Below are 26099 nucleotides of genomic sequence, written 5' to 3' on the forward strand. Positions count from 1 at the left end.
GTCTACGCAGCCTGACGGCTGCGGCAACCTCGCTCACGGATAGATCCTGCGGCTCCATCCGTGAGCAAGGTTTTTACCACGGGGTGTCCAACTTGTTATTGCAATTTGCGGATTTATTTTTTGTAGTTTAGCACAGCAATGTGCAAATTGCAATTCCCCTCCGGCCATTTTGTCCCGTTCCTTCTCCTGTCCGCTCAGGCAGGACACTGGCGTCCCGTATGGTCGATGGTATATTCCCCCTGCAGGAGGATCTGGGAGATGGGCACGAAGGTATAGCCCTCCTGAAGCAGCGTCTCGATGATGCCGGGCAGTGCCTCGGGGGTGTGGAGGGCCGCGTTGTGGAACAGGACGATGGAGCCCGGCCCCACCTTGGAGGTCACCCGTTTGGTGATCTCGGGAGCAGACAGTTCCTTCCAGTCCAGGCTGTCGCCGTCCCAAACAGCTTCAAGCGGCTGCACTCCATTCTTTCCGGCTCTACTTGTTCATCGGGGGCAAATCATGTTATACTTATGAAAAAGGCCCGCAGCGGACCCGGCGGCGCTTTCCCGGTGTGCCGCGCCGCGGGTCCCGGAAAGGAAGGTAATCCATCAATGGCGATCTTAGTTCTGGGTGGGGCCGGCTACATCGGCTCCCACACCGTATATGAGCTCATCGAGGCCGGCCGCGACGTGGTAGTGGCCGATAATCTGGTCACCGGCTTCCGGGCGGCAGTCCACCCCAAGGCCCGTTTCTACCAGGCCGACATCCGGGACCGGGCGGCCATGGACCGGCTCTTTGAGACGGAGCGCATCGACGGCGTCATCCATTTTGCCGCCTTCTCCCAGGTGGGAGAGTCCATGTCCGATCCCCTGAAGTACTATGACAACAATCTCTGCGGCACCACTGTCCTTCTCCAGTCCATGGTGGCCCATGGGGTGGACAAGATCGTTTTCTCCTCCACCGCCGCCACCTACGGCGAGCCGGAGCGGGTGCCCATTCTGGAGAGCGACCGCACCCAGCCCACCAACTGCTACGGCGAAACCAAGCTGTCCATGGAGAAGATGATGGCCTGGACCAGCCGCGCCCACGGCCTGCGCTATGTGGCCCTGCGGTACTTCAACGCCTGCGGTGCCCACCCCTCCGGCGCCATCGGCGAGGCCCATGACCCCGAGACCCACCTCATCCCCCTCATCCTTCAGGTGCCCAATGGCCAGCGGAAGGAGCTCTCCATCTTCGGCAGCGATTATCCCACCAAGGACGGCACCTGCGTCCGGGACTATATCCACGTCACGGACCTGGCTCAGGCCCACATTCTGGCTCTGGACTACCTGCTCGCCGGCGGTGAGAACAACGTGTTCAATCTGGGCAACGGCGTGGGCTTCACGGTGAAGGAGGTCATCGACGTAGCCCGGAAGGTCACCGGCCATCCCATTCCCGCCCGGGAGTGTCCCCGCCGCCCAGGCGATCCCGCCCAGCTGGTGGCCTCCTCGGAGAAGGCCAGATCGGTCCTGGGCTGGAAACCCCGCTACGACGATCTGGAGACCATCATCTCCACCGCCTGGAACTGGCACAGAGCCCACCCCCGCGGCTACCGGCCTTAAAACAGCATGAGAAAAGCGCCAGGGACCTTCACCGGTCCCTGGCACTTTTATATGTTCCAATCCACGACTGCGCTGTCCCCCTCCAGCCGTATCTCCCGGATAAACCGTGCCGCCACCAGCTTCTTCTGTTCAAATCCCAGCGGCGCGAAGCGCAGCCTGTCCGGCCGGAGCCGTGCGTCCCGGGGCCGCCTGTCCTCCTTGTCCAGAAGTGCCCGGCGGGCTTTCTCCAGCCGCCCGACAGCGCGGTTTATGTAGGGCATGGATATATCGCTGCTCTCCGCCAGGGCGGACATAAGGCGCTCGATTTTCCGGTCGATGGCCTCCAGCTCCTCTGCCGCGCCCGCTTCGCCCGGCTCCTCCTCGTCCGGGCACTCGGCCAGCAGGCGTTCCAGTTCCTCCTCCACCGCCCGCTCCAGTGTCCGCAGATCCACCCGGATGGACGCTCCGCACACCCCCAGATTGGATCGCCCGCTGCACAGCAGATAGTACTTCTCCCCATCCCGGTTGACCTTGACGCTGTAGCCGCAGCAGCCGCATTTCATCAGCCCGGAAAGCCAGGTGTGTTTTCCTCTCCCGTTTCCTCCGGCCCGGCGGTTGGCGTCCAGCTTGTACTGGCAGGCCAGCCAGAGCCCGGAGGGGATCACGCCCCGGTGGCTGGCCAGTGAAAAATGCCCCTCCCGCACATCCCGGTACTTCCCCGCGCTTCGGTCCCGCCTGCCCACGAGCATTCCGGCATTCTGTCCATCGAACTCCTCCGGAGCATTTGCAAATGCAACTCCCTTCCCTTTGTAATAGAGATAGACCTCCTCATCCGCCCCCACGTACAGCGGGCTGTGGAGCATCCGGGACAGGGCCGCATTATCCCAGACGGCCCGTTTGGGAGCGGGGACGCCGCCGGCGTTGAGGGCCCGGGCCACGCTCCCCAGTGTGGCTTTCTCCTCCACGTAGGCCCGGAAGATCCGCTCCACGGTCTTCATGTGTTCATTGGGGACCAGGCCGGGAACCGGCCTTCCGTCAGGTCCGGGCAGCCGGCCGATAGAGAAGCCGTAAGGCGCGGGCCCGCCCGGCCAGGCACCCAGTCCGGCCCGCTGGTAATAGTTGTCCCGCACCCGTTCGGCGGTGGTCTCCCGCTCCAGCTGGGCAAAGACCATGATGATGTTCAGCATGGCCCGTCCCATGGGGGTGGAGGTGTCAAAGGTCTCGTTGACCGAGACGAATTCCACACTGTGGGCTTTCAGTATCTCCCACAGGCGTCCGAAGTCGGCGATGGAGCGGGAAAAACGGTCCAGCCGGTAGACCACGATCTTCCCGATCGCTCCCCGCTCCACATCCTCCATCAGCCGCCGGAAGGCGGGACGGTTGGTGTTTTTGCCGGAAAACCCCTTGTCCTGATAGACCCTGCAGTCCGCTCCCGTCTCCCGGCGGCACAGACTGATCTGTCCCTGAATGGAAAGGCTGTCCGCCTTGTCCACGGACTGCCGCGCATAGATGGCATCCAAGCCGGGCGCCTCCTCTCGTTCAAGCGATCATTTTTTTCCTGCCGTGCCCGGGGCGGGGCGTTCCCCGGCCGCCTTCTCCGCCCGCAGGGCCGAAGCGCAGGAACGGCGGATGGCGGCCAGCGCCTGCCGCCGCTCCTCCGGGCTGACCTCCGGATGCTGATGGCATATCTTCACAGGGCATCCCTCCTCTCTGTCCTCACCGCTCCAATCTATGCCTTCTCTCCGCCCCGGATGACAGCGGCACGGCCGTTTCCCTCCCGGAAAGCGGCCGGATCCTCTTATTTCTTTTTATAAATTTTCGTTTCGAATTTATTATTCTCCGGCAAAAAAACTGCGTGTTCTGTGGCAAAAACAAATTTCTTTCTCTTTGCCACAAATAAAATTACAAAATATGGATGCTTTTTTTAGAGGTTTTGGATTGATAATTCCGTTGAGTTGTGGTAAGATGTAAAAAAATCCAAAGAATATCGTTGGCTTTTTTGTACAATTCGCTTTTGCCTGCAAACCACTGTGAGAGGGGGATGTGCAGCGCCCGTTGCGGTTGTGGAAAAAACGCGATGACTTGGATTTTTCGGTATGGCATGCAGATTGCCATATCAAAACACAAAAGGAGCGATGATTCACATGAACAAGAAGCTGTCTCGCGCACTTGCATTGCTGCTTTCCGCGTCCATGCTGGCCGTGATGCTGGCCGGCTGCGGCGGCGGCAATAAACCTCAGGGCTCTTCCAGCCCCGCCCAGAGCTCCGCCCCCAGCGGCGATGTCTCCCAGCCTGCCGCCGGCGGAAACGCCCTGCGCCTGGTGCTCTCCACCAACGACGGTTCCACCAAGGATGACCGTGTCCCCACTCCCTGGCTCAACCACAACATGGCCACCAACCTGATGTGGCGCAGCCTGCTCATCGCTGACAGCAGCCTGACCAAGACCGAGCCCGATCTGGCCGAGAAGGTGGAGATCAGCGAAGACGGCCTTACTTACACCATCACCCTGAAGGACGGCCTGAAGTGGTCTGACGGCGAGGCTCTCACCGCGGACGACGTGCTGTGGTCCATCGATGGCGTCCTGGCCGCCACCAACAAGAACTCCATCTACTCCGCCGCGTTCAGCAAGATCACTGAGAAGAGCGCCGAGGGCAACGTCATTACCCTGAAGCTGGACAGCCCCTATGCCTCCATGCTGGACATCCTGGCTCAGTTCTCCATCCTGCCCAAGCACTGCCTGGAGAGCGCCGATCCCGCCACCATCGACGCAGCCGATTTCTGGAAGGCTCCCGTTACCTCCGGCTACTACATGATGGACGAGATGAACCCCGGCAACTACTTCACCCTGAAGCCCAACTCCAATTATGAGGGCACTCCCGCCAAGATCGAGAAGGTCACCGTTTCCTTCGTCACCGACTTCCTGACCGCCGCCCAGTCCGGCTCCGCCGACTTCCTGTACGGCAACGCCTCCGACCTGGTGGACGGCATGGCCTCCCTGAGCAACTTCCAGTCCATCCCCGTGGACGTGCTGTTCTACAAGTACTTCATCTTCAACATGAAGGGCGTGGACGGCAAGGAGAATGCCGCCATGCAGCCCATCGAGGTCCGTCAGGCTCTGATCAAGGCCATCGACCGCGCCACTCTGGCCGCCCTGTATCCCTCCGCCACCGTGCTCAACAGCGGCGTGCCCAACAGCCATGAGGCTTACAACGGCTTTGAGTATACTTACGACGCCGAGGCCGCCAAGGCCGAGCTGGCCGCTTCCGGCTACGATATGAGCCGGCCCCTGCGCATCTGCTACTACAACAACGACCAGACCTCCATCGACCTGATCAACATGGTGGTCTACTACCTGGAGCAGACCGGCATCAAGGTGGAGGCCACCCTGTCCAACGACGGCACCACCGATCTGTTCACCACCCGCGAGTACGACATCGGCTTCAAGGGCAAGAGTTCCTTCTCCATGGAGGAGTGGTACTCTGAGTACATGAGCACCGACGCCCTGTTCGCCAACATCTTCGGCGGCGACACCTCCTTTGACGCTGCCATCGCCGCTCTGTCCGCCTCCACCACCAACGAGGCCAAGAACGCCGCTCTGAAGGACCTGCAGGCCCTGGAGCAGGAGAAGATGTACAAGGTGCCCGTCTTCACCGTGGGCAACTACGTCTTTGTCAGCAACAATGTCAAGGTTCCCTCCGGCGTGGAGTTCTGCAACCCCCTGTACGTCTGCGACATCGACTTTGAGAACTGGGAGATCGGCTGATCGTTTCCCTGATCCCCGCCGGGGCCTGACGGCCCCGCACCCCATGGCATTTCCCGGCACTGGCTCCGGGTGACAAAGAGGGAGAGACGCAAGCCTAGCCCTGCGTCTCTCCCCTCTCTATTTGGGAGGCCGTATCCGTAAAATCCGGTCAGTCTCCCCCAACCCCAACAGTCCGCCGCAAACCAAAGGAGTGAGAACATGCTCAAATTCATTTTGAAAAAGCTGGCCCTGATGATCCCCATGCTTCTGGTGATCAGCCTTGCTGTGTTCGTCGGCCTGCGCTCCACCGGCATCGACCCCATCACCTTCATGGTCCCGCCGGAGGTCATCTCCCAGCAGCCCGAGATGGTGGAGCAGCTGCGGGAGGATCTGGGCCTGAACGATCCTATCATCATGCAGTATTTCCGCTGGCTGGGCAACATTCTTCACGGCGACCTGGGCCTGACCAATAAGGGCGAGAGCATTTCCGGTATCATCGCCACCCGCCTGCCATACACGCTGGAGCTCTCCCTTTACGCCATGCTCTTCAGCTCCATCATAGGCATAGGCATAGGCATCATCAGCGCCATCCGGCAAAACGGCTTTGTGGACTATCTGGGTCGCGTGCTGGCGGTACTGGGCCAGGCGGTGCCCCAGTTCCTGGTGGGTATCCTGCTCATTTGGATCTTCTCCATCAAGCTGGGCATCTTCCCCTCGGGCAACCGGGTCAGTCCGGACGCCACCAACGCCTTTATGGACGCCTTCATGCACCTGTTCCTGCCGGTGCTCACCCTGACCATCGGCATGGTGGCCGTGCTGATGCGCTACGCCCGCAACACCATGCTGGACGTGCTCAACAGCGATTACATCAAGACTGCCCGCTCCAAGGGCATCCCCGAGTGGAAAGTCTACCTCAAGCACGGCTTCCGCAACGCCATGAAGCCCGTCCTGGTCATTCTGATGTTCCGTATCCCCGCCCTGATCGGCGGCTCCGTGGTCATCGAGAGCGTGTTCTCCTACCCCGGTATCGGTACTGCCATGACCAACGCCGTCACCAACATGGACTACAACCTGGTGCTGGTCATCACCCTGATCATTGCCGCCGTGATGCTCATCTGCTCTTTCATGGTGGACGTGTTCAACGCGCTGCTGGATCCCCGTGTCCGGCTGGGCGAGTAACAGAAAGGAGGACGCAATCATGAGTGAAACCAAGACTTTGAGCATCAAGGAACAGAACAAGAGCGCCGCTTCCTCTCTGTTGAAGAAAAATATCCGCAAGTTCCTGCGCAACAAGCTGGCTGTATTCGGCCTGCTGGTCATCGTGGTCATGACTGTGGCCTGCGTTGCCGCCATGATCATGGGCATTGATTACAGCACCCCCAATCCCACCATTATGAAGGCTGCCCCCGACGCCGCCCATCTCTTCGGCACCGATACCATTGGCCGCGATCTGCTGGCCCGGGTGCTGTACGGCGGGTGCTACTCCATCTTCATCGGCGTGTTCTGCGCCGTGCTCTCCAGCGTACTGGGCGCCGTGCTGGGCGCCATCGCCGGCTACTTCGGCGGCAAGACTGATATGGTCATCGTCCGCATCTCCGAGATCTTCCAGGCCTTTCCCCAGCTGGTCCTGGTCATGATGCTGGTGGCCATTCTGAAGCAGCGCAGCATGGGCAACATGCTCTTCGTATTCGTCATCACCGGCTGGATGACCACCTTCCGTATGGTACGCAACGAGTTCATGAGCCTGAAGGGTGAGACCTACGTCAAAGTGTGCGAGGCCTTCGGCATGTCCAAGATGAACGTGATGTTCAAGCAGATCCTGCCCAACGTCATGACTCCCATCATCGTCTCCACCACCACCAACGTGGCCTACTTCATCCTGCAGGAGGCCTCTCTGAGCTTCATCGGCCTGGGCGTGGCCGACTCCACCCCCACCTGGGGCAACATCCTCAACGCCGCCAAGAGCATCCAGGTCGTGCAGGACGTGTGGTGGCTCTGGGTGTTCCCCGGTCTGGCCATCAGCCTGTTCGTTCTGGCCATCAACTTCTTCGGCGATGGTCTGCGCGACGTGCTGGACGCCAAGCAGCAGTAAGGAGGTAGGCCTGTATGGATAGCAAAGATATCATTCTGGACGTAGAAAATCTGAGTACGACCTTCATCTCCGACCGGAAGAAGATCCGTATCGTCAAAAATGTCTCCTTCCAGCTCAAGCGGGGCTCCGCCCTGGCCGTAGTGGGCGAGTCCGGCTGCGGCAAGAGCGTGACCATGAACTCCATTATGCGTTTCCTGGGCCGCAACGCCATCATTGAGGCGGACAAGATCCAGTATAACGCCCTGCGGGACGGAAAGGTCACCGAGTACCGGCTGGAGCAGATCGACAAGCCCCACGGTCCCGAGATGCGGGCCCTCCGCGGCCCCGAGATGTCCATGGTGTTCCAGGACCCCATGTCCAGCCTGAACCCCGTCTACAAGGTGGGCGACCAGGTGGCCGAGGGCCTGCTGCAGCACAACAAGGGCATGACCAAGGCCCAGGCCCGGGAAAAGGTGCTGGAGATGTTCCGCAAGCTGGGCATCCCCGATCCTGAGGAGCGCATCGACTGCTACCCCCACCAGTTCTCCGGCGGCATGAAGCAGCGCGTGGTCATCGCCATCGCCATGATCTGTAATCCCGAGCTCATCATCTGCGACGAGCCCACCACCGCTCTGGACGTGACCATTCAGGCCCAGATCATGGAGCTGCTCAAGGAGATGCAGACCAAGGACGGCAAGAGCATCATCCTCATCACCCACAACATGGGTCTGGTGGCCGAGATGGCCGACGAGGTCTGCGTCATGTACATGGGCCGGGTGGTGGAGTTCGGCTCCCTGGAGGACGTGTTCGACCGCACCAGCCATCCCTACACTCAGGCGCTGCTGCGCAGCGTGCCCGTGCTGGGTCTGGCCGACGGCCAGAAGCTGGAGACCATCCCCGGCGCCACCCCCAACCCCGCCGATCTGAAGGGCGGCTGCGAATTTGCCGACCGCTGCCCCTTCGCCACCGACGCCTGCCGCGAGAAGGACATCCCCATGTTCCAGCTCTCCCCCGGCCACCGTGTGCGCTGCCTGAAGTACAAGGACTACCCCGTGGCCGAGGGCGGCGAGGCCCAAGCCGAAGTTGCGGAGGTGCAGTAAAATGAGTGAAAACAAGGAAATCATCTTTAAGGTAGAGAACCTCCGTACCTGGTTCCCCATCACCAAGGGCGCCTTCAAGAAGGTCGTGGGCCATGTCAAGGCCGTGGACGACGTCAGTCTGGAAGTTTACAAGGGCGAGACCCTGGGCATCGTGGGCGAGTCCGGCTGCGGCAAATCCACCTTCGGCAAGACCCTGATGATGCTGGAGCGGGCCACCGGCGGCCAGGTGCTCTTCAACTATGACGGCGAGTTCCGCGACATCACCAAGTTCAACAAGGACGAGATGTTCGACTTCCGCAATAAGGTCCAGATGGTCTTTCAGGATCCCTACTCCGCCCTGAACCCCCAGAAGAAGATCTACACCTCCTTTGAGGAGCCTCTGGTGGTCCACGGCATGAAGGATCAGGCCCAGCGGGAGGCCCGGATGCAGGAAGTGCTGAAGATGGTCAACATCCAGCCCGACTATCTGATGCGCTATCCCCACGAGTTCTCCGGCGGCCAGCGCCAGCGCCTGTGTATCGCCCGCGCCCTGGAGGTCATGCCCGAGGTCCTCATCTGTGACGAGCCCGTGTCCGCTCTGGACGTGTCCATCCAGGCCCAGGTGCTCAACCTGATGAAGGACATCCAGAAGGAGCTGAACCTGACCTATCTCTTCATTGCCCACGACCTGAGCGTGGTGCAGTACATGTCCGACCGCATCGTGGTCATGTACCTGGGCAAGATCGTGGAGGTGGCTGACTCCCACGCCCTGTACGACGAGCCCCTCCATCCCTATACCCGCGCCCTGCTCTCCGCCATCCCGGTGCCCGATATCCACAACACCAAGAAGCGCCAGGTGCTGGAGGGCGAGGTGCCCAGCCCCATCCGCAAGCCCTCTGGCTGCGCCTTCCACAACCGCTGCCCCAACTGCATGGAGATCTGCAAGCAGGTGGATCCCGCCCTGGCCGTGCAGAATACGGAGAACGGCCATATGGTGGCCTGCCACCTGTACGCCGAGCAGCAGAAGAAGATCCAGGAGGAAAAGGCCGCCGCCCAGAAGGCGTGAGAAAGGAACTGCATCGTGATCCTGCCGATAGATCAGCGCTGTGACGTGTTGGTGGTTGGCAGCGGCATTGCCGGCCTTTTGGCCGCCCTTGACGCGGCCGGGGCCGGCTGTGCTGTTACCCTGCTGACCAGTACCCGTCTCTTCTCCGGCTCCAGCTTTTATCCCGGCACCTGGGGTCTGGGCCTCATCGGCCCGGAGGATGAGAATGACTGTGCCGACCTGTGCCGCACCATCCAGGAGGTGGGCTGCCATATGGCCTCTCCGGAGATGGTGGAGACCTTTGCAGCCGGCATCCGCCCCGCCATCGAACAGGTGCGCTCCATGGGCGTGAAGCTGCGCCGCGCCGTTCAAAAAGGCCAGCGGGAGTTCATTCCCTGCTTCGACCACAAGAACCGGGACTGGAACGGCCTGGAGTTCGACAGCGTGCGTGAGGTGTTCTCCCGCCGGATCGACGAACTGGGCATTCAGGTGGTGGAGGGCTGCCAGGTGCTGGAGCTGACGAAGCAGGGCGGCCGGGTGTCGGGCTGCGTGGCCCTACACCGGGGAGAGCTGCGCTATTTCGGGTGCCGGGCGCTGGTGCTCGCCACCGGCGGCTACGGCAGCCTGTTCCGCCGCCACCTGTGCACGGAGGACGTGGCGGGGATGGGACAGGCTCTGGCGCTGAATGCGGGCTGCACTCTGGTGAACATGGAGTTCATGCAGATGATGCCCGGCTACATCTCCCCCGCCCCCAAAACCATTTTCAACGAAAAGACCTTCCGCTTCACCCACATGCGCCGCAGCAGCGGCGCGCCCCTGCTCCCTCCGGGTCCCGAAACCGACCGCCTGCTGGACCTGCGCTCCACCCACGGTCCCTTTACCGCCCGGCTGGACTCCAAAGAGGTGGATATCGCCCTCTTCCGTGCCCTTCAGGAGGATGAGCGCGGGGTAGAGGTCACCTATTCCGATGCACTGCGCCAGGATCCTCCCGAGTTCATCACCACTTACTTTGACTGGCTGCGCGAGGCCAAGGGCCTGACGGTGGACGATCCAATCCGCATCGGGGTCTTTGCCCATGCCGCCAACGGCGGCGTCCGCATCGGGCCGGACGCCTCCACCGGCGTGCCCGGGCTCTTCGCCTGCGGCGAGGTGACCGGCGGCATGCACGGCGCCGACCGGATCGGCGGACTGTCCACCGCCAACGGACTGGTGTTCGGCGGCAGGGCCGGGCGGAGCGCCGCTGCTTCCTGTGTGGGCGCGCCTCCGCCGCCGGATCACTGCACGGTGGAGGGCTATCGCTGTACCGATCCGGAGGGCGCCTTCCGCACTCTTCAGGACCTGATGTCGGCCCACGCCATGATCCTGCGCCGGGAGTCGGGACTCCGCAGTGCGCTGGACCGGATCGACGAACTGGAAGCAGGCCTGGACCGCCGTCCCAGCCGGGAAAGCCGGGCCATCGGGTCGGAACGGATCATCACCGCCCGGCTCACCACTGCCCGTTGTGTCCTCATCGCGGCGCTGCTGCGCCGGGAGAGCCGGGGCTCCCACTACCGGGAGGATTTCCCCGCCCAGGACTGTGCCCAGGAGCGGCAGATCCAAATCTGCCAGAAGAATAAAAGCCTGATTGTCCGTTTTGCGAAACCGTTTCATGGAGAAAAGAGGGATCATATATGCTGCGATTAGGCTTTGCCGGCGTCGGTACCATTGCCATGAACTATCTGGGACTGATCTGCGATGGACGTGTCCCATCTGTGGCAGTAACAGCTATGAGCGGCCGAACTCCGGCCGGCATGAATCGGGCTGTGAACGCTTATCCTGCGCTGGCCGGGGCAAAGCAGTTTACGGACTATCACGAGATGCTGACTTCGGGAGATATTGATGCTGTCATGATCTGTACGCCCCATGGCCAGCACCCGGCTATGACGCGAGAGGCTCTGGAGCAGGGCGTCCATGTGCTGGTGGAAAAACCGGTGGGCATCCATATGTCGGAGATCCGTCAGGTGGAGGCTCTGTTGGCAAAACGGCCGGAATTGGTATGCGGCGTCATGTACAACCGCCGTATGTCCGGCTGCTATCGAACGGTAAAGGAGCTGATGGAGCAGGGAGCTGTGGGGGATTTGGTCCGGGTGACTTGGATCATTACCAACCTCTACCGTACATGCGCTTACTACGGATCTAGTCCATGGAGAGGTACCTGGGCCAGCGAAGGCGGTGGCCTTCTCATGACCCAGGCTTCCCACCAATTGGATCTGATGCAGTGGATTTGCGGGATGCCTGTCAAAGTAATGGCGCGATGCGCAACGGTGGACAGAGACATTCAGGTCGAGAATGAGGCCGAGTTGTTTTTGGAATACGCAAATGGGGCGCATGGTCATTTTCTCGCGTCTGCCCATGAGTGCCCCGGCAGCAATCGGCTGGAGATCTGTGGAACCCGTGGGCGGATCACTGTGGTGGAAGATCAGGAGGTACAGGTGCTCCATCTGGACCAGGATGAACGGGAATTTGCCCGCCAGTGTCCGAATCCGTTCGAACAGGTGCCGTTTACGCAGGAAACCCTTACATTTGACGACAGCGACAACAAAGTGCAGCATGCCGCTATGATTGAAAACTTTGCGCAAGCGGTAGCGGGAACACAGCCATTGGCCTGCCCCTTTGCCCAAGGGGTCCGGTCGCTGGAGATCATTCAGGGGACTTATCTCTCCCATTGGACGCAGAAAGCCTGTCCGCTGCCTCCGGATGAGTCCGAATTTAATCGCTGCTACCAGCAAAAAGTATAACGGAATACCGCGTATATACCTGGATGCGGGAAATAACAAAAAGAAGGTGAAATTGTGATCTATACGAAACGTGATTGCCTGAGCCGTTATAAGGGACTCAGCGCTTCCCTGGATACCGCTATCGACTTCCTGGCCTCCGCCGACCTGACCAAGCTGGCCATGGGCCGCAACGACGTGGACGGGGACACCGTGTTCATCAACCGCTTTGATTACACCACCATGCCCGAGGAGAACGCCTCCTGGGAGGGCCACAAGTATTACGCCGACATCCATGTGGTGCTGGAGGGTGAGGAGCGCATCGGCGTCACCGATGCCGCCTCCCTCACCGCGGGTAACTATGATGCCGCCGGTGATTTCATCCCTTACGAGGGGCCCGTGGACGCCTGGGTCACCATGCGCCCCGGCGATATCCTGGTGGTGTTCCCCGAGGACGTACATATGGTCAAGGTACAGCTGAAAGACGCGTGCCCGGTAAAGAAGGCCGTCTTTAAGGTCAAGGTATAGCGGAAAATATCAAAAAGGGAGGCCGCCCGGGCGGCCTCCCTTTTTTGCCTGTGATCGTCCCCCTCCTCTGTCCTCCGGCGGCTTGAAGGTGTATGGGACCCATCCACATCCCACTGGATGGGCTCCATGCCAATGGAGCGGATGGAGGAGATGACGGTGTCGTTGTACTCTCCGTAGGGCGGGCGGATCAGGGTGGGACGCACGCCGGTCACCGCCTCGATCTTGTCGTTGCAGGCCTCCACGTCGGCGATGATCTCTCCGCTGGAGAGCTGGTTCATATGGGCGTGGGTGTTGGAGTGGTTCATGACCTCATGTCCCGCGTCGTGGAGCGCTTTGACCGACTCCGGGTACTTATCCACCCAGTCTCCCACCACAAAGAAGGTGGCGGTCACATGGTATTTCCCCAAAATGTCGATGAGCTGCTGGGTATCCTCGTTCCCCCATGGTGAGGTAAATTTGCGGCGCATTGGGCCCTCAGAAGGAGTCCACCACCCGGAAGGCGCCGTCCTCCCAGACGGCGGGGCGGCATTTGCCGGAGCGGAGGACACGGATAAACCCGGTCAGATCCTGAGGCTCCTCCGGCAGCCAGGTCACATATTTGCCCAGCTGCTTCGTATCGTGGGCGTCGCTGGCCCCAACGGGCTGAATCCCCAGCCGGAGGGCGTACTCCAGCGCCTTGCGGTTGGCCTCCAGCGAGGTGCTGCCGTTGAGGACCTCTACGCCGTCCAGCCCACGCACCGCGGCCAGGTGCTCTTCCAGTCCCCGCTGATTATTGCGGAAGGGATGCGCGCTGAAGCACGCTCCGCCGTAGGAGTGGACATAGCGGATGAATTCCTGCGCATCGATGGTCCTGGGCTGGAAGGCAAAGGGGCTGCCGAAGGCCACGATGTCCCCCTGGACGGTCAGCACCTCCACCCCCACGAAAATGGGGAATCCGGTCTCTCTGGAATACCGCTCGGCCTCCTCCCGGATGCCCAGGCTGTCGTGGTCGGTGATACAGACCGCACCCATTCCCATGGCCCGGGCCTTCTCCACGATCTCGGCGAGAGACATGCGGCTGTCCTCTGAAAACGCCCGCTCGTGGACGTGCAGATCAACAAACATGGCGACCCCTCTTTTCTGTCGATAAAAGCTGTTTTGCCGTTCATTCTTCCGGCAAGGCAATTTAGACTGTAGCTTACATCCCGGTCAATGTCAATCTGCACGCGCCCTTTTATTCATTTTGTTTTTCAATATTTATCTTTATATTATATTGAGAATATCAATGTTATATGGACATGCCTCCGCGCTCCCTCCACTGATATTTTCCGCCCCCCGCGCATATACTGCGGCAGGGTCAGGCGGCGGTCCCATCGCCAGTTTGCCTGTCCCGAAGGAGGCGATCCGGGTGGCCGGTGATTCCCACAGTGCCCCGGAGCTCCGCCCGCTCCGGGTGGAGCGGCGGTTCCGCGGGGACCGTTCCACCCGCGATATGCTGCTCCGGCTGCTCCGGGCCCACCAGACTGCCGGGAGCAGCAGTTCCTGATCACGGAGAGGAGGCGTTCATTTTGCCCCGGACACAAGACACAGATCCGCCCAGATGGCGCGCGGCGGTCTACACCCGCCTGTCCCGGGATGATGGGGACAGGCCCGAGAGCGACAGCATCATCAACCAGCAAAAGCTGCTGGAACAATTTCTCTCCGCCCGGCCGGACATAGAGGCCGCCGGCTTCTATGCGGATGACGGCTTCACCGGCACCAACTTTGACCGGCCGGACTTTTGCCGCATGATCCGTGACATTGAGGAAGGACGGATCAACTGTGTTCTGGTCAAGGACCTGTCCCGCTTCGGCCGGGATTACATTGAGGCCGGCCGCTATCTGGAACGGTGGTTCCCCCGGCATGGGGTGCGCTTCATCGCCGTGACTGACGGCATCGACAGCGAGCGGGGATACGACATGCTGCTCCCGGTCAAAAACGTGTTTAACGAGCAGTACGCCAGGGACATCTCCAAAAAAGTGCGCAGCGCCATCCAGTCCAAGCAGCACGGCGGGAAATTCATCGGCGCCTTCGCCCCCTACGGCTACCGGAAGGACCCGGACGACCACAACCGGCTGGTCATAGACCCCTGCGCCGCGGCGGTGGTACGGCGCATTTTCACCCTGTTTGAAGGCGGTATGGGCAAGCAGTCCATTGCCAGACAGCTGAACGGGGAGGGTCTCCCCTGTCCCAGTGAATACAAGCGGCTCAACGGAGAGCGCTACCGCAACGGGCAGAAGCTGGACGGCACCACCTACTGGACCTATGCCACCATCCACCGCATGCTCCGGGATCCGGTATATACCGGGACCATGGAGCAGGGGCGGGCTCCCCGTCAGGGCATGCACGGCAGGGCCAGGCAGCTGGACCGCAGCCAATGGGCAGTGGTCCCCGGCACCCATGAGGCCATCATCCCGCCGGACCAGTGGGAGCGGGTTCAATCCCTTATGGCGCGGAACGTGCGTATCCCCCGGTTCCAGCAGGATGCAAGTCTCTTTGCCGGCTTTCTGCGCTGCGGTGACTGCGGACGGGCCATGAGCAAGACTGCCCGCGCCGGCGGCGTCTGCTACTGCTGCGGCTCCTACAAGCGGTATGGTCCGGGCGTCTGTACCCGGCACAGCATTACCCACCGGCAGCTGGAGGCTGTAATCCTGGCCGATCTCAACCGCATTCTGACCGCCGCGGATGATCTGGACGGGCTGGTCCGGCAGGCCGCGGCCCAAACTTCCGCTCCATCCTCCGACGCTCTGGAACGATGCCGCGCCGCCCGGCAGCGGGTCTGCCGCCTGAAGCAGTCATCCTATGAGGACTATAAGGACGGCATCATCAGCCGGCAGGACTATCTGTACTACCGGGCGGACTACGACCGGCAGGAGCGGCAGCTGACCTGTCAAATGGAGGCTTTACAGATTTCAGACAGAGCGGCCGCTGCGCAGGAGCAGCCCTGGATCTCCGCTCTTCTCCGGGAGGGCAGGCTCTCCGCCCTGGACCGGGCCACCCTGGCTGAGACGGTGGATCAGATCCTTGTATTTGAAGGAGGCAGGATCGAGATTACATATACGTTTTCCGATGATCTCGGCATACTGGGCCGTGAGGATTGACCTGCCCGTTCCCGCCGCACTCTGACCTCACCCCATGCCGCGTCGAAGGAGATGGCCACCATTTTCTGGTCCCGCTGAACGCAGTAGATGGGGAGCTGCCGGGTGGTGGCCGCCGCCCCCACGATGGCGGGATGGTTGACCACCGTAAACATCAGCGCCGCCGCCAGAACGCAGGCGGCCGCCACCGCCGTCTTTCGTTTGAATACCAGGAATTTCATGAATGTTCCCTCCTCAAATACCGGATCTCACTCTGATATATATGCACCGCTCTTCCCGGCAATACGGCGTGCGGGCCCGTTTTCCGCTCCCACGTCCTTTTTCGCCCGTCCATGCCGGCATCCTGATGCAAAATAGATAAAATTTCTCTCTTTTGCACCAAACTCCATGCGTTATATTGCCTATCTGTGTCCGATTGGAGAAGAAATGCCCGGAAAAAGAATTGACAAATAGACGCGATTGAGCTATGATAGTTGAAAATCGTCAAAAAGCGATGAGCGGGATAGTAGGTATGTCCGGATGCACAGAGAGGGAGCGGTCGGTGCAAGCTCCCCTGAACGACCATCACCGAACCTCACCCGTGAGCAGTCCGACTGAACCGGCGCGGCCGCAGTAGGCTGGAACGGCTTCCCTCCGTTATTGGGGCAACAAGCGCACGGCGGAGTTTCCATGTCCGCTGTGAATTTAGGTGGTACCACGGAGTAAACGGCTTCGTCCTATCAGATCTGGATAGGACGAGGCCGCTTTTGTTTTTCAGCCAGAGACAAAACGGCCCAAACATCCATCCTGCTGTTTGGGCCAAGATACCAGTGGAGGTGAGCTTCCATGAACGGAGCACAGGCTCTGATCGAGAGCTTATTACAGGAGCATGTAGACCATATTTTCGGCTATGCCGGCGCCACCATCTGCCCGGCGGTAGACGCGCTGAAGGAGCACCCGGAGATCGGCTATACACTGGTGCGGACGGAGCAGAATGCCGGGCACATGGCCTCCGGCTATGCCCGGGTATCGGGCAAGACCGGCGTGTGCATGGTGACCTCCGGCCCGGGCGCCACCAATCTCATCACCGGCATCGCCACCGCCTACATGGACTCCATCCCTCTGGTGGCCATCACCGGCCAGGTGCCCAGCCATCTGCTGGGCCGGGACATCTTTCAGGAGGTGGACATTACCGGTGCGGTGGCCCCCTTCTCCAAGCACAGCTACCTGGTCAAGAACGCCAACGATATTCCCCGGATCGTGAAGGAGGCCTTCCACATCGCCTCCACCGGCCGTCCCGGCCCGGTGCTCATCGACATTCCCATTGATGTGCAGAATCAGGAGCTCAAGCGTTTCGTCTACCCGGAGGAGGTCAATATCCGGGGCTATAAGCCCAGCGTCAAGGGCAATGAGCTTCAGATCAAGCGGGTGGCCGAGGCCATCTCCCGCTCGAAGCAGCCGGTGATCTGCGCCGGCGGCGGCGTGTGGCTCTCCCACGCCAGGGACGAGCTGGTGGAGCTGGCCGAGCGCAATTCCATCCCGGTGATCAAGACCATGATGGGCCTCTCGGTGCTCCCCACCGACCACCCCCTGAACATGGGCATGATCGGCGCCCACGGCAACCGCTGCGCCAACAAGGCCCTGGCCAAGGCCGACCTGCTCATCATGGTGGGCACCCGGGCCGCCGACCGTGCCGTGGTGGACCCGGGCGAGATCCAGCGCCGCATGGCCACCATCCACATCGATGTGGACCCGGCGGAGATCGGCAAGAACATGCAGGCCGCTATCCCCCTGGTGGGCGACGTGAAGGTCATCCTGCGGCAGCTGCTGGAGCGGGACATCACGCCCCCCGATTCCGCCGCCTGGCGGGAGCAGCTGCGGGAATACCGTACCGCCGAACTCAGCCGCGTTTTCCCCCGGCGGGAGGGATATGTATTCCCCGGCACCCTGCTGCGCAGGCTGGGCGACAAGCTCCGTGACGACGCGGCGGTGTGCGTGGACGTGGGCCAGAACCAGATCTTCGCCTGCAAATACCTGCCCCAGAAGCACGGCCGCCTGCTGACCAGCGGCGGTCTGGGCACCATGGGCTACGCGCTGCCCGCCGCCATCGGCGTCAAGGTGGCCCAGCCGGACCGCCAGACCATTGTGATCTGCGGCGACGGTTCCTTCCAGATGGCCATGAACGAGCTTGCCGCCATCCGCTGTGCCGGGATGGATATCAAGATCGTCCTTTTCCGTAACCACGTGCTTGGCCTGGTCAACCAGATCCAGAATGCCGCGCCCTACCACGGACCCTTCGGCGTGTCGCTGGATGGCTCGCCTGACTTTGAGGCCATCGCCTCCGCCTATGGCATCCCCAGCATGGTCCTCAGCGACGAGGACGCTCTGGACGAGACCCTGGACCGCTTCCTGGATTCCCGGGGCAGCTGCCTGCTGATCTGTGAGGTCCATCCCGATGTGGGCACCAACGACTGAGAGGAGCGTGAGAAGCCATGAAACAGACCATTTCCGTCCTGGTGGAAAACCAGGCGGGCGTACTCAACCGGATCACCGGTCTCTTCTCCCGCCGGGCCTTCAACATTGAATCCCTGGCCGTTGGCGTCACCGACGATCCCACCATCTCCCGCATCACCATCATCGTGGACAGCGGCAACAGCGTGGTGGAGCAGGTGGAAAAGCAGCTCAACAAGCTGGTGGAGGTCATCAAGGTCCGCACGCTGGAGGAGAACAACCACATCGGCCGGGAGCTGATGCTCCTGAAGGTGAACGCCAACAACAAGACCCGGCAGGATATCATGACCATCTGTGAGATCATGGGGGCCAAGGTCAACGACATTTCCCCCACCTCCCTGACCCTGGAGCTGTCCGACACCCCCGACCGGCTGGATACCTTCCAGTCCATGATGCGTCCCTTCTCCATTCTGGAGGTGGCCCGCACCGGCGTCATCGCCGTCCAGAAGGGCGGCGGCAAGATCTGACCCTTTCTCCCGCGCTTTGATCCACAAAACCATTGGAGGGAACCGACGTGAAAGTAAGAGCCACCCAGGCCATCATGGAGTGCCTGCTGGAGCAGGAGGTAGACACCGTCTTCGGCTACCCCGGCGGGACCATTCTGAACCTCTATGACGAGCTTTATAATTATAAGGACAGGATCACCCACATCCTCACCGCCCATGAGCAGGGCGCTTCCCACGCCGCCGACGGCTATGCCCGCTCCACCGGCAAGGTGGGCGTGTGCTTCGCCACCAGCGGCCCCGGCGCCACCAACCTGACCACCGGCATCGCCACCGCCTATATGGACTCCTCCCCTGTGGTGTTCATCACCTGCAACGTGACCGAGCCCCTGCTGGGCAAGGACTCCTTCCAGGAGGTGGACATCACCGGCATCGCCATGCCCATCACCAAGGCCACCTATCTGGTGCGGGACGCCCAGACCATCCCCGACGTGATGCGCCAGGCCTTCGCCGTGGCCGCCACCGGCCGTCCCGGCCCGGTGCTCATCGACTTTCTGAAAAATGTCACCGCTCCCAACGTGGAGATCGACTACGAATTCGTCCCCTGGAAGGAGAACCGCTCCTGCCGGAGCATTCAGGTCCTGGCGGACAGCCATGATCTGGAGGCCCCCACCCCCAATCTGGAGGACATCGACATTCTGGTGGACATGATCGCCCAGGCCGAACGCCCCCTGCTCATCTGCGGCGGCGGCGTGGTCCGGGGCCGGGCTGACCGGGAATTCCGGCAGCTGGCCGAAACGCTGGACGCCCCGGTGGCCATCACCCTGATGGGCGGCGGCGGCTTCCCCGGCAGCCACCCTCTGGCCACTGGCATGGTGGGCATGCACGGCTCCCGCGCCTCCAACGTGGCCTGCAACGAGTGCGACCTGCTCATCGCCGTGGGCTGCCGCTTCTCCGACCGGGTGGCTCTCCAGCCCGATACCTTTGCCTCCCAGGCCAAGATCGTCCAGATCGATATCGACCGCTCGGAGGTGGACAAGAACGTCCTCACCGACCACCACATTATCGGCTCCGCCCGCCGGGTGCTGGAGCTGCTGAACCAGCGCTTGCCCCGGTACAGCCACCCCGAGTGGAAGGAGCACATCCTCTCCCTCAAGACCCCCGACCACGTGGAGGACAGCGGACGGCTGACCCCCCAGCAGGTGCTGGAGACCATCCGCCGTCTGGCTCCCCAGGACACCATCGTGGCCACCGACGTGGGCCAGCATCAGATGTGGTCCATCCAGCACTTCCACTTCGACTATCCCGGCCAGCTCCTCACCTCCGGCGGCTTCGGCACCATGGGCTTCGGCCTTGGCGCCGCCATCGGCGCCAAGATGGGCAACCCGGACAAGGTGGTGGTTCACACCACCGGCGACGGCTGCTTCCGCATGAACTGCCATGAGCTGGCCACGGTGGAGCACTACCACCTGCCCATCATCACCGTGGTGTTCAACAACGGCACTCTGGGCATGGTGCGCCAGTGGCAGAACCTGATTTACCACCAACGCTATTCCGAGACCACCCTGGACCGGGGCCCCGACTTTGTCAAGCTGGCCGAGGCCTATGGCCTCAAGGGCTTCCGGGTGACCAACCTGGCCGAGATGGAGCAGGCCTTCCAGGCCGCGCTGGAGGCGGGCTGCGGCTGCGTGCTGGACTGCCGCCTGGACATGGACGAGATGGTCCGGCCCATGGTGGCCGGCGGCGCCCATATCACCAATTTCCTGCTGAAGTAAGGGGGCGGACCCATTGAAAAAGACATTTGACCCGGAAAAGAAGCTCTACACCCTGTCCATCCTGGTGCGGGACATCCCCGGCGTGCTCAGCCAGGTGGCCCGGCTCTTCTCCCGGAAGGGGTATAACATCGAGTCCATCGTCTCCGGCGAGACCGACAAGCCCGGCGTCACCCGCATCACCATCGTCATCCTGGGGGACGAACTGATGATCAGCCAGATCGCCGCCCAGTGCCGCAAGCTCATCCCGGTGACCGCCGTCAAGATCCTGGACGAGGCCACCTCCATCCAGCGGGAGTTTGCCCTCATCAAGGTCAAAGCCGCCGACCGCAACGCCCGGGACGAGGTCATTCAGATGGCCAATATCTTCCGCGCCAATATCATCGACGTGAGCCGGGAGTCCCTGACCGTGGCCATTTTCGGCGACAAGAGCAAGACCTCCGCCCTCATCGGCCTGCTGGAGGATTTCGGCATTCTGGAGATTGCCAAGACCGGCACCCTGGCCATCGAGCGGGGCCGGAACACCATTTACGATGACAACAAGCTCCGGGAGGAGTACGACTACGGCAAGAACGTGCTGTAAACACCGGCGCCCGTCCTTAAAAAAGGACGGGCGCTTTTTCATGGGTATGCCGCGGCCCAAAACGGCAGATACTGTTCCTGCCCGCCGTTTCCCCTTGACAAATACCCCCCACGGGTATATGATCTAAATACCCCATCGGGGTATTTTTTCAGGAGGTGTCTGCGCCATGGAAAATCAGAAGTGCTGCTGTCATAAAAAGAAGGTCCGCCCGGAGGATGAGGTCAAAAAGCTCCTCAACCGGCTCAGCCGCATCGAGGGACAGATCCGAGGCATCCGGGGCATGGTGGAAAACGACGCCTACTGCACCGACGTGCTGGTGCAGTCCGCCGCGGTGACCGCCGCCATGAACGCCTTCAACCGGGAGCTGCTGGCCAGCCACATCCGCACCTGCGTGGCCGACGACATCCGCGCGGGCAGGGACGAGGTCATCGACGAGCTGGTGGCCACCCTGCAAAAACTGATGAAATAGTGGGAGTATGACCGGTATGGAACAATACAACGTAACGGGCATGAGCTGCGCCGCCTGCAGCGCCCGGGTGGAAAAAGCCGTGTCCAAAGTCCCCGGCGTCACCGCCTGCGCCGTGAGCCTGCTCACCAACTCCATGGGGGTGGAGGGAACCGCCTCCCCTCAGGCCATCATCGCTGCGGTGGAGGGCGCGGGCTACGGCGCCTCCCAAAAGGGGACGGACGGGAGCAGCCGGGGAGCTTCCGCCCCGGCGGAGGCCGGGGCGGCCCTGCGGGACCGGGAGACCCCGGCGCTCAAGCGCCGTCTCATCTCTTCCCTGGGCTTCCTGCTGGTGCTGATGTACTTCTCCATGGGCCATATGATGTGGGGCTGGCCTCTGCCCGCCTTTTTTGACGGCAACCATGTGGCCATGGGTCTGGCCCAGCTCCTGCTCACCGTGACCGTCATGGTCATCAACCAGAAATTCTTTATCTCCGGCTTCAAGAGCCTGTGGCGCCGCGCCCCCAATATGGACACGCTGGTGGCTCTGGGTTCCTCGGCGGCCTTCGTGTACAGCACCTACGCCCTCTTTGCCATGACCGGCGCTCAGGTGCGGGGCGATATGGACGCCGTCATGGCCTATATGCACGAGTTCTACTTTGAGTCGGCCGCCATGATCCTCACCCTCATCACCGTGGGCAAAATGCTGGAGGCCCGCAGCAAGGGAAAGACCACCGATGCCCTCAAGAGCCTGATGAAACTGGCCCCCAAGACCGCCACCGTGGTGCGGGACGGGGCGGAGACTGTGGTCCCCGTGGAACAGGTCCGCAAGGAGGACGTCTTTGTGGTCCGCCCCGGAGAGACCGTCCCGGTGGACGGCGTGGTGCTGGAGGGGATCAGTGCGGTGAACGAGTCCGCCCTCACCGGCGAGAGCATCCCGGTGGACAAGTCGGCGGGGGACTCCGTCTCGGCCGCCACCCTGAACCAGTCCGGTTTTCTCAAATGTAAGGCCACCCGCGTGGGCGAGGACACCACTCTCTCCCAGATCATCCGCATGGTCAGCGACGCCGCCGCCACCAAGGCCCCCATCGCCAAGGTGGCCGACAAGGTATCGGGGGTATTCGTCCCGGCGGTCATTACCGTCGCCGTCATTACCACCGCCGTGTGGCTGCTGCTGGGGCAGAGCACGGGCTTCGCCCTGGCCCGGGGCATCTCCGTACTGGTCATCAGCTGTCCCTGCGCTCTGGGCCTGGCCACGCCGGTGGCCATCATGGTGGGCAGCGGCATGGGCGCCAAAAACGGCATCCTGTTCAAGACCGCCGTCTCTCTGGAGGAGGCGGGCAAGGTACAGATCGTGGCCCTGGACAAGACGGGCACCATTACTCAGGGCGAGCCCAGGGTGACGGACATTCTTCCCGCGGACGGGAATGACGAGGCGGGGCTTCTCACCCTGGCCGCCAGCCTGGAGGGCCCCTCCGAGCACCCCCTGGCCAACGCCATTGTGGAGGAAGCCCGCCGGCGAGATCTGGCCCTCACCTCCGCAGGGAACTTCACCGCCGTCCACGGCCGGGGCGTCCGGGCCGTCATAGGAGAATATACCTTTATCGGCGGTAACCGGGCCATGCTGGCGGATGCGGGCATCAACCCCGGCGCGCTGGCCGGTAAGGCCGACGCTTTGGCCGAAGAGGGCAAGACCCCCATGTTCTTCGCCAACGAAACTTTGAAAATGCCCCTGGGCGTCATCGCCGTGGCCGACGTTATCAAAGATGACAGCCCTCAGGCCATCCGTGAGCTGCAGAACATGGGGGTCCGGGTGGTCATGCTCACCGGCGACAATGAGCGCACTGCCCGGGCCGTCGGCGCCCAGGCCGGCGTGGATGAGGTCATTGCCGGGGTCCTGCCCGACGGCAAGGAGAGCGTCATCCGCACCCTCAAGGCTAAGGGCAAGGTGGCCATGGTGGGCGACGGCATCAACGACGCCCCCGCCCTCACCCGGGCGGATATCGGCGTGGCCATCGGCGCCGGGGCCGACGTGGCCATTGACGCCGCCGACGTGGTGCTGATGAAGAGCCGCCTCAGCGACGTCCCCGCCGCCATTCGGCTCAGCCGGGCCACCCTGCGCAACATCCACCAGAACCTGTTCTGGGCTTTCCTCTACAACACCACCGGCATACCCCTGGCCGCCGGCGTGTTCATTCCCCTGGGACTCACCCTCAACCCCATGTTCGGCGCCGCCGCCATGAGCCTGTCCAGCTTCTGCGTGGTCACCAATGCCCTGCGGCTCAATCTCTTCCCCATGTATGATTCCAGCCGGGACAAAAAGTGCGCCCCCCTGGGAAAAGCCCCACAGTCCCAACCGCCCCGGCAGAAGACCCTTCACATCGAGGGCATGATGTGTTCCCACTGCGAGGGCCGGGTAAAGCAGGCCCTGGAGGCTCTGGAGGCCGTGGAGCTGGCTGAGGTCAGCCATGAGGCCGGCACCGCCGTGGTCACGCTGAAGGCCGATGTGCCTGACTCCGTGCTGAAAGAGGCCGTGGAGGCCGAGGACTACCCGGTCACCGGGATCGAATAGGCGCTCGCGGCCCCCACCACATCCGGCCCCATCTCCCGGTGAGCAGTTCTCCCCGCTCACCGGGAGATTCTTTTTCGAATGATTGACCTTATTATTTTTTATGATTCTGATTCTTTTCAAAATGTCAGTCTTGTGTATAATGATGCCATCCGATCAATTCACCGAATGGAGGAAACGGTTATGGAAAACAATCGCTATGAACTCAACAAAGAGTTGGCCCAGATGCTCAAGGGCGGCGTGATCATGGACGTCACCACACCGGAGCAGGCCCGGATTGCGGAGGAGGCGGGCGCCTGCGCCGTCATGGCTCTGGAGCGCATTCCGGCGGATATCCGTGCCGCAGGCGGCGTATCCAGAATGAGCGATCCCAAAATGATCCGCGGAATCCAGGAGGCGGTGTCCATCCCGGTCATGGCCAAATGCCGCATCGGCCACTTTGTGGAGGCCCAGATTCTGGAGGCCATCGAGATCGACTACATCGACGAGAGCGAGGTGCTCTCCCCCGCCGACGATGTCTATCACATCGACAAGACCAAATTCAAGGTCCCCTTTGTCTGCGGTGCCCGGGACCTGGGGGAGGCGCTGCGCCGCATTGCCGAGGGGGCATCCATGATCCGCACCAAGGGCGAGCCCGGCACCGGCGACGTGGTCCAGGCGGTGCGCCACATGCGCGCCATGAACTCGGAGATCCGCCGGGTGCAGGGCCTGCGGGAGGATGAGCTCTTCGAGGCCGCCAAGCAGCTCCAGGTCCCTCTGGATCTGCTGCGCTATGTCCACGAGAACGGCCGCCTGCCGGTGGTCAACTTCGCGGCCGGCGGCGTGGCCACCCCCGCCGACGCCGCCCTGATGATGCAGCTGGGCGCCGAGGGCGTATTTGTGGGCTCCGGCATCTTCAAGTCCGGCGACCCGGCCAGGCGGGCCGCCGCCATCGTCCAGGCTGTGACCAACTACACCGACGCCAAGCGGATTGCGGAACTGTCCACCGACCTGGGCGAGGCCATGGTGGGCATCAACGAGAGCGAGACCGCCCTGCTGATGGCCGAGCGGGGGAAGTGATATGAGGATCGGAATCCTGGCACTCCAGGGTGCCTTCGCGGAGCATGGGGCCATGCTGGACCGCCTGGGCGCGGAGCATTTTGAGATCCGCCAGCCCAGAGATCTGGACCGGCCCTTCGACGGACTGATCCTCCCCGGCGGCGAGAGCACCGTTATGGGCAAGCTGCTCCGCGATCTGGAGCTGTTTGAACCTCTGCGGGAGCGCATCGAAGGTGACCTTCCGGTGTTCGGTACCTGTGCGGGGCTTATCCTGCTGGCAAAGAATGTGGAGGGAGGCCTCCCCTGCTTCGCCACCATGGATATCTCCGTCAAGCGCAACGCCTACGGCCGGCAGCTGGGCAGCTTTCACACCGTGGCTGAGTGCGCCGGAGTCGGCCGTATCCCCATGACCTTCATCCGCGCCCCCTACATCGAGTCTGTATCCGACGGTGCGGAGATTCTGGCAGCAGTCGACGGCCGCATTGTAGCCGCCCGGCAGGGCCGCCAGCTGGTCACCGCCTTTCACCCGGAACTTGATGACGATCTGTCGGTACACCGCTGTTTTCTGGAGATGGCGGGGATCTGAACAGAGGTACCGCCCGCGGAACAAAACACCATAAAATCTCGCTGTAAGCTATCGGATGTTTGAATCTGCAAAGCTCTTTCCCGGGAAGGTACACGACATATGAAATCTTGTTTACTGTTTACCCGTTGGCCCGTTTGAACTCCTTTGGCCATAAGTCAAAGCCCTATAATAATGTCTACTGAATAAACCGCTTTGCGGTTTATTCGCGCGGCGGCGGCCGCGCAATTCCATAAAAATGGCTCAAAGGAGCCGTTTTTATGGAATTCAGCCATTGTTACA

At 61.8% G+C, this 26099-nt stretch carries 24 protein-coding genes, 1 pseudogene and 1 other annotated feature; of the genes and pseudogenes, 19 read left to right on the top strand and 6 right to left on the bottom strand.

The features are described from left to right. Positions 1-194 precede the first annotated feature (194 nt). The gene (locus ACTNBZ_RS12755) at positions 195-458 is read right to left on the bottom strand and encodes a hypothetical protein (protein WP_441210454.1); all 264 of its coding nucleotides are present in this window, start codon (positions 456-458) and stop codon (positions 195-197) included. Between the two features lie 132 nt (positions 459-590). Here ACTNBZ_RS12755 and galE point away from each other — a divergent pair, with 132 nt between their 5' ends. Beyond that, the gene (gene galE / locus ACTNBZ_RS12760; RefSeq protein WP_441210457.1) at positions 591-1580 is read left to right on the top strand and encodes a UDP-glucose 4-epimerase GalE; all 990 of its coding nucleotides are present in this window, start codon (positions 591-593) and stop codon (positions 1578-1580) included. A 47-nt stretch (positions 1581-1627) separates the two neighbouring features. Here the strand turns inward: galE and ACTNBZ_RS12765 are convergent, their stop codons facing one another. Beyond that, complete coding sequence (locus tag ACTNBZ_RS12765; RefSeq protein ID WP_441210459.1) at positions 1628-3079, bottom strand: recombinase family protein; 1452 nt, start codon at positions 3077-3079, stop codon at positions 1628-1630. Positions 3080-3106: 27 nt separating this feature from the next. Next, a complete protein-coding gene (locus ACTNBZ_RS12770) occupies positions 3107-3253 on the bottom strand; it encodes a hypothetical protein (protein WP_441210461.1) in 147 nt (48 codons plus the stop codon). A gap of 450 nt (positions 3254-3703) precedes the next feature. Between ACTNBZ_RS12770 and ACTNBZ_RS12775 the strand changes: the two genes are divergently transcribed. From ACTNBZ_RS12775 to ACTNBZ_RS12810, 8 genes and pseudogenes are all read left to right on the top strand, one after another. Further along, positions 3704-5323: an ABC transporter substrate-binding protein gene (locus ACTNBZ_RS12775; protein WP_441210462.1), complete on the top strand. Its 1620-nt coding sequence runs from the start codon at positions 3704-3706 to the stop codon at positions 5321-5323. Between the two features lie 198 nt (positions 5324-5521). Beyond that, positions 5522-6481, top strand: a complete 960-nt coding sequence (locus ACTNBZ_RS12780; RefSeq protein WP_441210464.1) for an ABC transporter permease — start codon at positions 5522-5524, stop codon at positions 6479-6481. Between the two features lie 19 nt (positions 6482-6500). Beyond that, the gene (locus tag ACTNBZ_RS12785; protein ID WP_441210466.1) at positions 6501-7394 is read left to right on the top strand and encodes an ABC transporter permease; all 894 of its coding nucleotides are present in this window, start codon (positions 6501-6503) and stop codon (positions 7392-7394) included. A 14-nt stretch (positions 7395-7408) separates the two neighbouring features. Further along, positions 7409-8473 (top strand): ABC transporter ATP-binding protein, encoded by a 1065-nt coding sequence (locus ACTNBZ_RS12790; protein ID WP_441210468.1) that lies wholly within the window; start codon positions 7409-7411, stop codon positions 8471-8473. Position 8474: 1 nt separating this feature from the next. Beyond that, positions 8475-9518 carry an ABC transporter ATP-binding protein gene (locus tag ACTNBZ_RS12795; protein WP_441210470.1) on the top strand — a complete coding sequence of 348 codons (1044 nt, stop codon included), beginning with the start codon at positions 8475-8477 and terminating at the stop codon, positions 9516-9518. A gap of 15 nt (positions 9519-9533) precedes the next feature. Next, complete coding sequence (locus ACTNBZ_RS12800) at positions 9534-11180, top strand: FAD-binding protein (RefSeq protein ID WP_441210472.1); 1647 nt, start codon at positions 9534-9536, stop codon at positions 11178-11180. After that, complete coding sequence (locus ACTNBZ_RS12805; protein ID WP_441210474.1) at positions 11168-12274, top strand: Gfo/Idh/MocA family protein; 1107 nt, start codon at positions 11168-11170, stop codon at positions 12272-12274. Before ACTNBZ_RS12800 ends, ACTNBZ_RS12805 begins: the two co-directional genes overlap by 13 nt. Positions 12275-12328: 54 nt before the next feature. Further along, positions 12329-12715: pseudogene (locus tag ACTNBZ_RS12810) on the top strand (YhcH/YjgK/YiaL family protein); the annotation flags it as partial. On the opposite strand, the gene ACTNBZ_RS12815 reads toward ACTNBZ_RS12810, so the two are convergent. Together ACTNBZ_RS12815 and ACTNBZ_RS12820 are read right to left on the bottom strand one after the other, a co-directional pair. After that, positions 12637-13245 (bottom strand): polysaccharide deacetylase family protein, encoded by a 609-nt coding sequence (locus tag ACTNBZ_RS12815; RefSeq protein WP_441210475.1) that lies wholly within the window; start codon positions 13243-13245, stop codon positions 12637-12639. The pseudogene ACTNBZ_RS12810 and the gene ACTNBZ_RS12815 sit on opposite strands and share 79 nt — an antisense overlap. 7 nt (positions 13246-13252) lie before the next feature. Next, the gene (locus ACTNBZ_RS12820; RefSeq protein WP_441210477.1) at positions 13253-13882 is read right to left on the bottom strand and encodes a PHP-associated domain-containing protein; all 630 of its coding nucleotides are present in this window, start codon (positions 13880-13882) and stop codon (positions 13253-13255) included. Between the two features lie 283 nt (positions 13883-14165). Here ACTNBZ_RS12820 and ACTNBZ_RS12825 point away from each other — a divergent pair, with 283 nt between their 5' ends. Together ACTNBZ_RS12825 and ACTNBZ_RS12830 are read left to right on the top strand one after the other, a co-directional pair. Continuing rightward, complete coding sequence (locus ACTNBZ_RS12825) at positions 14166-14303, top strand: hypothetical protein (protein WP_441210478.1); 138 nt, start codon at positions 14166-14168, stop codon at positions 14301-14303. A gap of 22 nt (positions 14304-14325) precedes the next feature. After that, the gene (locus ACTNBZ_RS12830) at positions 14326-15897 is read left to right on the top strand and encodes a recombinase family protein (protein WP_441210480.1); all 1572 of its coding nucleotides are present in this window, start codon (positions 14326-14328) and stop codon (positions 15895-15897) included. Here the strand turns inward: ACTNBZ_RS12830 and ACTNBZ_RS12835 are convergent. Beyond that, positions 15813-16115, bottom strand: a complete 303-nt coding sequence (locus ACTNBZ_RS12835) for a hypothetical protein (protein WP_441210482.1) — start codon at positions 16113-16115, stop codon at positions 15813-15815. The genes ACTNBZ_RS12830 and ACTNBZ_RS12835 overlap by 85 nt on opposite strands. 263 nt (positions 16116-16378) lie before the next feature. Then, positions 16379-16616 (top strand) — a binding site (T-box leader). Positions 16617-16719: 103 nt separating this feature from the next. Between ACTNBZ_RS12835 and ilvB (ACTNBZ_RS12840) the strand changes: the two genes are divergently transcribed. The 8 genes from ilvB (ACTNBZ_RS12840) to pdxT all read left to right on the top strand — a co-directional run bounded on the left by ilvB (ACTNBZ_RS12840) (position 16720) and on the right by pdxT (position 25820). Continuing rightward, positions 16720-18348, top strand: a complete 1629-nt coding sequence (ilvB, locus tag ACTNBZ_RS12840) for a biosynthetic-type acetolactate synthase large subunit (protein ID WP_441210484.1) — start codon at positions 16720-16722, stop codon at positions 18346-18348. 17 nt (positions 18349-18365) lie between these two features. Then, entirely contained in the window at positions 18366-18851 is a 486-nt protein-coding gene (gene ilvN / locus ACTNBZ_RS12845; protein WP_441210486.1) for an acetolactate synthase small subunit, read from the top strand. Positions 18852-18898: 47 nt separating this feature from the next. Continuing rightward, positions 18899-20602 (top strand): biosynthetic-type acetolactate synthase large subunit, encoded by a 1704-nt coding sequence (gene ilvB, locus ACTNBZ_RS12850; RefSeq protein ID WP_441210488.1) that lies wholly within the window; start codon positions 18899-18901, stop codon positions 20600-20602. A gap of 13 nt (positions 20603-20615) precedes the next feature. Then, a complete protein-coding gene (gene ilvN, locus ACTNBZ_RS12855; protein WP_441210490.1) occupies positions 20616-21182 on the top strand; it encodes an acetolactate synthase small subunit in 567 nt (188 codons plus the stop codon). Between the two features lie 166 nt (positions 21183-21348). Continuing rightward, positions 21349-21651 carry a metal-sensing transcriptional repressor gene (locus ACTNBZ_RS12860; RefSeq protein ID WP_441210492.1) on the top strand — a complete coding sequence of 101 codons (303 nt, stop codon included), beginning with the start codon at positions 21349-21351 and terminating at the stop codon, positions 21649-21651. A 16-nt stretch (positions 21652-21667) separates the two neighbouring features. Further along, positions 21668-24199, top strand: coding sequence for a heavy metal translocating P-type ATPase (locus ACTNBZ_RS12865; RefSeq protein WP_441210494.1), 2532 nt, complete (start codon positions 21668-21670; stop codon positions 24197-24199). Positions 24200-24379: 180 nt separating this feature from the next. After that, complete coding sequence (pdxS, locus tag ACTNBZ_RS12870) at positions 24380-25255, top strand: pyridoxal 5'-phosphate synthase lyase subunit PdxS (protein WP_441210496.1); 876 nt, start codon at positions 24380-24382, stop codon at positions 25253-25255. A 1-nt stretch (position 25256) separates the two neighbouring features. After that, positions 25257-25820, top strand: a complete 564-nt coding sequence (gene pdxT, locus ACTNBZ_RS12875; RefSeq protein ID WP_441210497.1) for a pyridoxal 5'-phosphate synthase glutaminase subunit PdxT — start codon at positions 25257-25259, stop codon at positions 25818-25820. Positions 25821-26099: the final 279 nt, after the last annotated feature.

The sequence above is a fragment of the Pseudoflavonifractor sp. HCP28S3_F10 genome, assembly GCF_052065415.1.
GTDB lineage: Bacteria > Bacillota > Clostridia > Oscillospirales > Oscillospiraceae > Pseudoflavonifractor_A.

Coding starts and splice junctions, on each gene's coding strand:
- galE (WP_441210457.1), top strand. CDS start 591: ATGGCGATCTTAGTTCTGGGTGGGGCCGGCTACATCGGCTCCCACACC.
- ACTNBZ_RS12775 (WP_441210462.1), top strand. CDS start 3,704: ATGAACAAGAAGCTGTCTCGCGCACTTGCATTGCTGCTTTCCGCGTCC.
- ACTNBZ_RS12780 (WP_441210464.1), top strand. CDS start 5,522: ATGCTCAAATTCATTTTGAAAAAGCTGGCCCTGATGATCCCCATGCTT.
- ACTNBZ_RS12785 (WP_441210466.1), top strand. CDS start 6,501: ATGAGTGAAACCAAGACTTTGAGCATCAAGGAACAGAACAAGAGCGCC.
- ACTNBZ_RS12790 (WP_441210468.1), top strand. CDS start 7,409: ATGGATAGCAAAGATATCATTCTGGACGTAGAAAATCTGAGTACGACC.
- ACTNBZ_RS12795 (WP_441210470.1), top strand. CDS start 8,475: ATGAGTGAAAACAAGGAAATCATCTTTAAGGTAGAGAACCTCCGTACC.
- ACTNBZ_RS12805 (WP_441210474.1), top strand. CDS start 11,168: ATGCTGCGATTAGGCTTTGCCGGCGTCGGTACCATTGCCATGAACTAT.
- ACTNBZ_RS12815 (WP_441210475.1), bottom strand. CDS start 13,245: ATGCGCCGCAAATTTACCTCACCATGGGGGAACGAGGATACCCAGCAG.
- ACTNBZ_RS12820 (WP_441210477.1), bottom strand. CDS start 13,882: ATGTTTGTTGATCTGCACGTCCACGAGCGGGCGTTTTCAGAGGACAGC.
- ACTNBZ_RS12835 (WP_441210482.1), bottom strand. CDS start 16,115: ATGAAATTCCTGGTATTCAAACGAAAGACGGCGGTGGCGGCCGCCTGC.
- ilvB (WP_441210484.1), top strand. CDS start 16,720: ATGAACGGAGCACAGGCTCTGATCGAGAGCTTATTACAGGAGCATGTA.
- ilvN (WP_441210486.1), top strand. CDS start 18,366: ATGAAACAGACCATTTCCGTCCTGGTGGAAAACCAGGCGGGCGTACTC.
- ACTNBZ_RS12860 (WP_441210492.1), top strand. CDS start 21,349: ATGGAAAATCAGAAGTGCTGCTGTCATAAAAAGAAGGTCCGCCCGGAG.
- ACTNBZ_RS12865 (WP_441210494.1), top strand. CDS start 21,668: ATGGAACAATACAACGTAACGGGCATGAGCTGCGCCGCCTGCAGCGCC.
- pdxS (WP_441210496.1), top strand. CDS start 24,380: ATGGAAAACAATCGCTATGAACTCAACAAAGAGTTGGCCCAGATGCTC.
- pdxT (WP_441210497.1), top strand. CDS start 25,257: ATGAGGATCGGAATCCTGGCACTCCAGGGTGCCTTCGCGGAGCATGGG.